Origin of the sequence: Phenylobacterium sp., from assembly GCF_031181185.1 — a bacterium.
In the GTDB taxonomy this organism is placed as follows: domain Bacteria; phylum Pseudomonadota; class Alphaproteobacteria; order Caulobacterales; family Caulobacteraceae; genus Phenylobacterium.
Genome location: NZ_JAPSKZ010000155.1, coordinates 1 through 8,465, shown reverse-complemented (window position 1 = coordinate 8,465; position 8,465 = coordinate 1). Strand labels below are relative to the sequence as shown.

Sequence of the window (8,465 nt, the reverse complement as noted above, 5' to 3'; positions counted from 1 at the left end):
GGCCGCGCCGGTGTCAGCGGCCTCGCCCTGCACCGACTCGGGCAGCATGCGCGCCTTTCGCCAGCCGCCGAAGCGGTAGTAGGCCGCGGCCAGGGCCAGCATGACCAGGCTGCCGGCTGGGAAGCTCCACCAGACGGCGTCGGCCCCCAGGTGCGGCAAGAGCACCGTCGCGAAGGGCACCCGCACGACCCACAGCGCGATGATCATGGCGGCCAGGGGCGGCCAGACGGCGCCGGTGGCGCGCACGACACCGTTGAAGATGAAGGCCATGCCGAACGGAATGAAGCCCCACAGCACGATCGCATTGATATGTCCCGCGATGGGTCGCGCCGCGCTGTCGGCGGGCAGGAAGGCCCCGATCACATAGGGCTCCGCCAGTTCGAGCAGGATGACCAGGATCGTCGTGCCGACGAACGCCGCGAGCACGCCCTTGCGGGCCACCTCGGCCACGCGGTCCATCTTGCCAGCCCCGACGTTCTGGGCGGCGATCGAAGAGACGGCGGCCCCAAGGGCCATGGCCGGCATCTGCACATAGGTCCAGATCTGGACGGCCGCGCCATAGGCGGCCGCGGTGTCGGACCCGAAGCCGTTCACCAGGCTCATCATGGTCACGGCCGCCAGGCTGATGACCATCATCTGAAAGGCCATGGGCAGGCCCTTGAACACCAGGGTGCGGATGATCGTCAGGTCCGGGATCAGCACCCGCCAGTCGCCGGGACGCACCACCAGCAGGCTGTTCCGCCGGTAGAGGTGGGTCAGCAGGATGGCCAGCGTCACCGTCTGGGCCACCAGGGTTGCCGCCGCCGAGCCCGCGATCCCCAGCCGTGGCAGCGGCCCCACGCCCAGGATCAACAGCGGATTCAGGGCGATGTCCAAGGCCACCACGACGATGGAGAACAGGAAGGGCGTCCGCGAGTCGCCCATGCCCCGCTGGGCCATCATCATGAAGGTGAAGAAGTAGATGAACGGGATCGCGCTGAAGATCACCTGCAGGTAGGCGATCGCCTGCGGCCGCGCGTCCGCCGGCGTGCCCATGGCGTCAAGGATCGCAGGCGTCAGGGTGAAGCCGAGCACGCCCACAGCCGTCGAAACCGCGATGAAGAACGCCGTGCAGGTGCCCACCACCCGGCGGGCCATGGCCTCGTCGCGGGCCCCCATGGCCTGGCCGATGAGGATGTTGGCGGCCATGGCCAGACCGAACATCGAGCCCAGCATGAGGAAGAAGATCTGGTTGGCGTTGGAGATAGCGGCCAGCGCCGCCTCGCCCAGGATGTGGCTGACCCAGACCGCGTTGGCCGAACCGTTGATCGACTGCAGGACGTTGGAGCCCAGAAGCGGCAGGGCGAAGAGGATCAGCGTCTTGCCGATCGGCCCGGTGGTCAGGTCCGGGCTGCTCCGGCCCATGGCTCCCGTCCGTCCCTGCACCCTTGTCCTCCCAGCCCTGGACCGCGCGCTTAAGCCCCGTCGGGCGAAGAATCCATACCGCCGTTGCGGATTTCCGGCGCCGACACGCTGGCTGCGGCGGAACACCGCGTTGGCGCGCCAGGGTTGAGCCACCGGCGTTTCGTTGTAAGTACGGCCCCTGCGAGGGGTGAATTCAGTTCTCTAGCGGCGGGGGCGCCGCGAAACGGACGATCAGAAAGGCCGCATGAAGATCCTGATCACGGGCGGAGCCGGCTTCATCGGGTCGGCGGTGATCCGCCGGGCCATCCAGGAAGGCCACGAAGTGGTGAACCTGGACGTGCTGGCCTACTCGGCCAACCTCGAGAACGTCGCCAGCGTCGAAAGCCATCCCGGCTATGCGTTCGAGCAGGCCGACATCTGCGACAAGGCCCGCGTGGAGGCGATCTTCGCCCGCCATCGGCCCGACGCCGTGATGCACCTGGCCGCCGAAAGCCATGTGGACCGCTCGGTCGAAGGCCCGCTCGACTTCGTGCAGACCAACGTCGTCGGCACGGCCGTGCTGCTGGAGGTCGCCCGCGCCTACTGGGCCCGGCTGGACGAGCCCGCGAAGTCGGCCTTCCGGTTCCACCACGTGTCGACCGACGAGGTGTTCGGGGCGCTGGGCGAGGACGGCGAGTTCACCGAGGAGACGCCGTACGACCCGACGTCGCCCTATTCGGCCTCCAAGGCGGCCGCCGACCACCTGGTGCGCGCCTGGGGCCGCACCTACGGCCTGCCGGTGGTGATCACCAACTGCTCGAACAACTACGGGCCCTACCAATTCCCCGAGAAGCTGATCCCGACGGTGATCACCCGGGCGCTCGAGGGCAAGTCGATCCCCGTCTACGGCGACGGCCGGCAGGTGCGCGACTGGCTGCACGTGGACGACCACGCCGACGCCCTTCTGACCGTGTTGAAGAAGGGCCGGCTGCACGAGACCTATGCGATCGGCGGCGACGCCGACCACCGCAACATCGAGGTGGTGCGGATGATCTGCGCCGAGCTCGACAAGGTGGCGCCGGCCAACACCCAGCACGCCGACAAGATCGAGTTCGTCACCGACCGGCCGGCGCACGACTTCCGCTACGCCATCGACGCCTCCAAGATCGAGCGAGAGCTGGGCTGGACGCCGAAGGTCACCCTGGAGCAGGGCCTGGCCGAGACGGTGCGCTGGTACGTCGACAATTACGGCTGGGTCGAGCGCATCCGCGAGCGCGGCTTCCACTCCGAGCGTCTGGGGCTGGTGAACGCGTGAGCGTCCGGGTCCTGATGTTCGGGACCACCGGCCAGGTGGCCCGGGAAGTGATCCGCCAGGCGACGGGCCACGACGTGGTGCTGACCGCCCTGTCGCGCGCAGAAGCCGACCTCTCCGACCCGGAGACCTGCGCCCGGCGCGTCGCCGAGCACCGGCCCGATCTGGTGATCCTCGCGGCGGCCTACACCGCCGTGGACCTGGCCGAGACCGAGGGCGTGATGGCCCGGCGCGTCAACGCCGAGGCCCCGGGCGCCATCGCCCGGGCGTGCGCCTCGGCCGGCGCGGCCCTGGTCCACTTCTCAACCGACTTCGTATTCGATGGGTCGAAGGGCGCGCCGTACCTCGCGGACGACGCGACCAACCCGCTGAATGCCTATGGCGAGACCAAGCTGGAGGGCGAGCGCAAGGTGCTGGACGCCTGTCCGCGCGCGGTCGTCATCCGCACCTCCTGGGTGGTGTCGGCCCACGGCAAGAACTTCGTGAAGACCATGCTGCGCCTGGCGGCCGGCGGACAGCCGCTGAAGGTCGTCGACGACCAGTTGGGGCGCCCGACCAGCGCCGCGGATCTGGCCGGCTTCGTGCTGTCGCAGGCGCGCCGGTTCGTCGACGCGCCGTGCGGCGACCCGGCCTTCGGCATGCACCACTTCGCCAACGGCGGAGACATCACCAGCTGGCGCGGCTTCGCGCAGGCGATCTTCGCCCAGGCGCTCGGCGACCGCGCGCCCGAGGTCGGCGCCACGACGACGGCCGACTGGCCCTCGCCCGCGGTCCGGCCGCTCTACAGTGCGCTCGACACCTCGGCGACCGAGGCGGTGTTCGGCGTCCGCATCCGCCCCTGGCGTGAGGCGGTGACCGAGATCGTCGCCGAACTGCAATCTCAACCCGAGGCGACCCCCGCATGAGGCGCGGCATCATCCTGGCGGGCGGCGCGGGCACGCGCCTGCACCCGCTGACCCTGGCGGTCTCCAAGCAGCTCCTGCCCGTCTACGACAAGCCGATGATCTACTATCCGCTGTCGGTCCTGATGCTGGCCGGCGTGCGCGAGATCCTGATCATCACCACCCCCGAGGACCAGCCCGCCTTCAAGCGGCTGCTGGGCGACGGGAGCCAGTTCGGCGTGCGCTTCGAATATGTGGTGCAGCCGACGCCGGGCGGCCTGGCCGAGGCCTACCTCCTGGGCGAGGCGTTCGTCGGCGGCGAGCCCAGCGTGATGATCCTGGGCGACAACATCTTCTTCGGCCAGCATTTCGGCCAGATGCTGCGCAGCGCCGACGCCCGCGCCGACGGCGCCACGGTCTTCGGCTATCCGGTGCACGACCCGGAGCGCTACGGCGTGGTCGAGCTGGCCTCCGACGGGCGGGCGCTCTCCATCGAGGAGAAGCCGGCCAAGCCGAAGTCCAACTATGCGGTCACCGGCCTCTATTTCTACGACGGCCGGGCCAGCGAGATCGCCAAGACCCTGACGCGGTCGGCCCGAGGCGAACTGGAGATCACGGCCCTCAACCAGGTCTATCTGGAAGAGGGCAAGCTGCACGTCGAGTTGCTGGGCCGCGGCTTCGCCTGGGAGGACGCCGGAACGCACGACAGCCTGATCCAGGCCGGCGAACTGATCCGCACCTTCGAGCAGCGCCAGGGCCTGCGCATCGGCTGCCTCGAGGAGATCGCCTACCTGAACGGCTGGATCGGCCGCGAGGAGCTGATCAAGGTCGCCGACCTGCAGGCCAAGAGCGAGTACGGCAAGTACCTGCGGGAGCTCGCCGAGCGGCCGCCCGGCGAGTTCGCGGAGTAGAGATCAGGCGCGCGCCAGCCCGCTCTTCGCCCGGCCGTAGGCCAGGTAGACCAGCACGCCCAGGCCGTTCCAGATCAGGAAGTTGCGCATCGTCGTCAGCGGCAGGCTGGTGAACAGCCAGATGCAGCCGAGGATCGCGGCGGTCCCGACCAGCCACCACAGCGGCGTGCGGAACGGACGCTGAGCGCCCGGCTCGCGCTTCCTGAGGATCATCATGCAGGCGGCCGTGGCGATGAAGGCCACCAGCGTCCCGGCGTTGGCCAGGGCGGCGATCTCGTCCAGCGGGAAGGCGCCGGCGATGGCGGCGGCGACCACGCCGGTGAAGATCGTCACGAACACCGGCACGCCGCGGCCGCTGACCTGGGCCAGGCCGCCCGGCAGCAGGCCGTCGCGGGCCATGGCGAAGAAGATCCGGCTCTGGCCGAACATGAAGGCCATGATCACCGTCGGCAGGGCCACGAAGGCCACGGCCGCCATCATGCCGGCGGCGAGCGGCTGGCCCAGGGTGCGCAGGACGAGCGCCAGGGGTTCCTCGCTCTTGGCCAGTTCGGCGGCGGGCATCGCGCCCAGCGCCGCGCCGGCCACCAGCATGTAGATCACCGTGCAGGCGAGCATCGAGCCCACGATGCCGATGGTCAGGTCGCGGCCGGGGTTCTTGGCCTCCTCGGCCGCCGTCGAGATCGCATCGAACCCGTAGAAGGCGAAGAAGATGATGGCCGCCGCGGCCGCCACGCCCACGCGCGTGCCTTCGGCGTTGGTGGTCGGCAGGAAGCCGTTCGGCATGAAGGGCTCGAAGTTGCCGCTGTTGAAGGCCATGCCGGCCACGGCCACGAAGATCGCCAGCGCGATCAGCTTCAGCACGACGAGCACGAAATTGACGTTGGCGCTCTCGCGCGTGCCCGCCAGCAGCAAGCCCGCCACGGCCAGGGAGATGAACACCGCCGGCAGGTTCACGATGCCCCCGGCGTGCGGGCCGGCGATCAGGGCCTGGGGCAGCTCGATGCCCGCCTGGTTCTGCAGGAAGCCCACGGCATAGGCGCTCCAGCCCACCGAGACGGCGCTGCAGACCACCGTGTATTCCAGGATCAGGCTCCAGCCGACGATCCACGCCAGCAGCTCGCCGAGGACGGTGTAGGAGTAGGTGTAGGCGCTGCCCGCCGCCGGCATCATCGTCGCCATCTCGGCGTAAGCGAGGGCGGCGCAGGCGCAGACCGCGCCGGCGATCACGAACGACAGGATCACCGCGGGCCCCGCGAGGCCGGCGCCGACGCCCGTCAGGGTCAGGATGCCGGTGCCGACGATGGCGCCGACGCCCAGCGCCACCAGATGCGGCCAGCTCAGCGTCCGGCGCAGCGCGTGGCCGCTTTCCTGCGTCTGCGAGGCGGAGAGCGACTTGCGGCGCGTGATGAAGCTCATGGGATACCCCCGATATCAGCCCGAAGGCGCGACCATGGCCTGAGCCGCCCCCGCTGGACAAGGTTTGCCGGGCCGGTAGCTTGGCGGCGCAATATTTTCGCGCGGGGGAGTTTCCGAATGCGTCGCCTGATCCCGGGCCTGGGCGTGGCCCTGACCCTTCTTGCCAGTCCGGCCCTGGCGCAGGACGCCGCTGTCGGCAAGCTGGTGGCCGACTACGAGGCCTGGTGGCTGGCGGAGGACCCGTTCACGGCCGGCCGCCTAGGCGACAAGGCGGCCCTGGGCCGGCTCCCTGACGTGACGCCGGCGGCGGACGCCCGTCGCAAGGCGGCGCTGGAAGGCTTTAGCTCGCGGCTCGCCGCCGTGTCCGATGCCGGACTTTCCGACGAGGCGAAGCTGAACCGCGACCTGCTGCGATGGACGGTGGACAGCCACCTCGCCCGGCTGTCGTTCGACGACGCGCGGATGCCGATCTCCAGCGACGGCGGCTTCTACGACACCCTGGACTACTTCGCCTCCACGACCCCGGTGCGCAGCCGTGAGGATGCGCTGGCCTGGATCGCCCGTCTGGAAGCCGCGCCTAAACTCTGGCGGGACAACGTCGAGAACACCCGCAGGGGCGTGAAGACCGGCTTCACCCAGCCGCGCACCACCGTCGAGGCGGTGATCAAGGCGATACGCGAGCGGATGGCCACGCCGCCCGAGGAAGACCCGCTGCTGAAGCCGCTGGCCAAGCTGCCCGACACCGTTCCCGCCGCCGAGCAGGCGCAGATGCGCGCCCGTGCGCGGGCCGCCTCGGACCGCCTGCGCCCGCTGCGCCAGGAGTTCCTGACCTTCCTCGAGACCGAGTATCTGCCGGCCGCCCGAAAGAACCTCGGCGCCAACACCCTGCCGAACGGCGAGGCCTACTACCGCTACGTCGTCGCCGACCACACCACGACCGAGCTCTCGCCCGACCAGATCCACGAGCTGGGCCGCTCCGAAGTGGCGCGGATCCGCGCCCGCATGGAGGTGGTGATGAAGGAGGCCGGCTGGACCGGAGACCTGGCCGGCTTCATCGCCATGCTCCGCAAGGAGCCGCGCTTCTATGCGACCTCCCGCGAGGATCTGCTGGAGAAGGCGTCCGAGATCGCCAAGCGCATCGACGACCAGCTGCCTGGCTGGTTCGCGACCCTGCCGCGCCTGCCGTACGGCGTGCGCCCGGTCCCGAAGGAGATCGAGGCGGGCTACACGACCGGCCGATACTTCCAGGGTAGCCCCGACCAGGGCGTGGCCGGCGGCTACATGGTCAACACCTACGCGCTCGATCAGCGGCCGCTCTACGAACTGCCGGCGCTGACCGCCCACGAGGCGGTGCCGGGCCACCACCTGCAGATCGCCCTCTCGCAGGAGCTGAAGGGTGTCCCGGCGTTCCGGCGCGAAGCGGGCGTGTCCGCCTTCACCGAAGGGTGGGGCCTCTATTCCGAGAAGGTCGCCGGCGAGATGGGCATCTACCGCACGCCCTACGAGCGCTTCGGCCAGCTCTCGTACGAGATGTGGCGCGCCTGCCGCCTGGTGGCCGACACCGGTCTTCACTGGAAGGGCTGGAGCGTCGAACAGGCCAAGTCCTGCTTCCTCGAGAACACGGCCCTGGCCCCGCTCAACATCGACGTCGAGGTGGCCCGCTACGTCAGCTGGCCGGGCCAGGCGTTGGCCTACAAGGTGGGCGAGCTCACCTTCATCCGGTTGCGCGACAAGGCCAACACGGCGCTCGGCGAGCGGTTCGACATCCGCCGCTTCCACGACGCGGTGCTGCTGGCCGGGCCCCTGCCGATGAGCGTGCTGGAGGCCCGCGTCGACTCCTGGATCGCCGCGGAGAAGGCGCGCACCTGATCGGCGTTCAGAAATCTTGTCTGAACGCTGTTTAGAAATATTCGTGCAACGTGGTTCTGCTCGGCTATCATACCGCAAACTTGAATTCAGGGACCGGACCGAAGCTGCGCCAAGCGGCCACGGCCTTGGGGAGGAAATTGGATGACGAAGGCACGCATTTCCGTGCTCGGCCTGCTGGCCAGCGCCGGCCTGGTCTACGGCTGCGCCACGGACGATCAGGCGGCGAACGCGCTGGCCAACGCCACCACGGCCTCCGCCGTCGAGACCGCGCAGGCGGCGGCGCCGGCCACGATCGACAACTTCATGCTGCCGGACGAGACCCTGATGGGTCACGAGCTGTACCGGCTGGCTGACGCCAAGGCGATCGTCATCATCACCCAGGCCAACGGCTGCCCGATCTCTCGCAGCCTGGCGCCGGCGGTCCGTGAGCTCAAAGCCAAGTACGAGGGCCAGGGCGTCGAGTTCCTGATGCTGAACTCGGCTCTGCAGGACAGCCGCGAGGCCATCGCCAAGGAAGCGGCCGAGTACAACTTCGGCATCCCGGTGCTGCTGGATTCCAACCAGCTGGTCGGCGAGCAGCTGGGCGTGACCCGCACCGGCGAGTTCTTCGTCATTGATCCTAAAACCTGGAAGGTCGTGTTCCGGGGGCCGCTGGACGACCGCCTTCTGCACGCCGTAGTCGCGGCGGTCGTC

Annotated in this window: 7 protein-coding genes; 5 read left to right on the top strand and 2 right to left on the bottom strand. The window is 69.4% G+C overall.

The window, feature by feature from the left end:
• Nucleotides 1–1,404, bottom strand: a 1,404-nt coding sequence (locus RIF93_RS16000) for an MATE family efflux transporter (RefSeq protein ID WP_309092446.1), incomplete at its 3' end; no start/stop codon positions are given.
• Nucleotides 1,405–1,648: 244 nt separating this feature from the next.
• Here RIF93_RS16000 and rfbB point away from each other — a divergent pair.
• The 3 genes from rfbB to rfbA are packed head-to-tail and all read left to right on the top strand — an operon-like array spanning nucleotide 1,649 to nucleotide 4,487.
• Complete coding sequence (gene rfbB, locus RIF93_RS15995; RefSeq protein ID WP_309092445.1) at nucleotides 1,649–2,698, top strand: dTDP-glucose 4,6-dehydratase; 1,050 nt, start codon at nucleotides 1,649–1,651, stop codon at nucleotides 2,696–2,698.
• The gene (rfbD, locus tag RIF93_RS15990; RefSeq protein WP_309092444.1) at nucleotides 2,695–3,600 is read left to right on the top strand and encodes a dTDP-4-dehydrorhamnose reductase; all 906 of its coding nucleotides are present in this window, start codon (nucleotides 2,695–2,697) and stop codon (nucleotides 3,598–3,600) included. Before rfbB ends, rfbD begins: the two co-directional genes overlap by 4 nt.
• A complete protein-coding gene (gene rfbA, locus RIF93_RS15985) occupies nucleotides 3,597–4,487 on the top strand; it encodes a glucose-1-phosphate thymidylyltransferase RfbA (RefSeq protein WP_309092443.1) in 891 nt (296 codons plus the stop codon). Before rfbD ends, rfbA begins: the two co-directional genes overlap by 4 nt.
• 3 nt (nucleotides 4,488–4,490) lie before the next feature.
• Here the strand turns inward: rfbA and RIF93_RS15980 are convergent, their stop codons facing one another.
• Nucleotides 4,491–5,903: an amino acid permease gene (locus tag RIF93_RS15980; protein ID WP_309092442.1), complete on the bottom strand. Its 1,413-nt coding sequence runs from the start codon at nucleotides 5,901–5,903 to the stop codon at nucleotides 4,491–4,493.
• A gap of 117 nt (nucleotides 5,904–6,020) precedes the next feature.
• On the opposite strand from RIF93_RS15980, the gene RIF93_RS15975 reads away from it, so the two are divergent.
• On the top strand, nucleotides 6,021–7,772 hold the full coding sequence (locus RIF93_RS15975; protein ID WP_309092441.1) for a DUF885 family protein: 1,752 nt from the start codon (nucleotides 6,021–6,023) through the stop codon (nucleotides 7,770–7,772).
• Between the two features lie 141 nt (nucleotides 7,773–7,913).
• A partial coding sequence (locus RIF93_RS15970; protein ID WP_309092440.1) for a redoxin domain-containing protein occupies nucleotides 7,914–8,465 on the top strand: 552 nt, incomplete at its 3' end.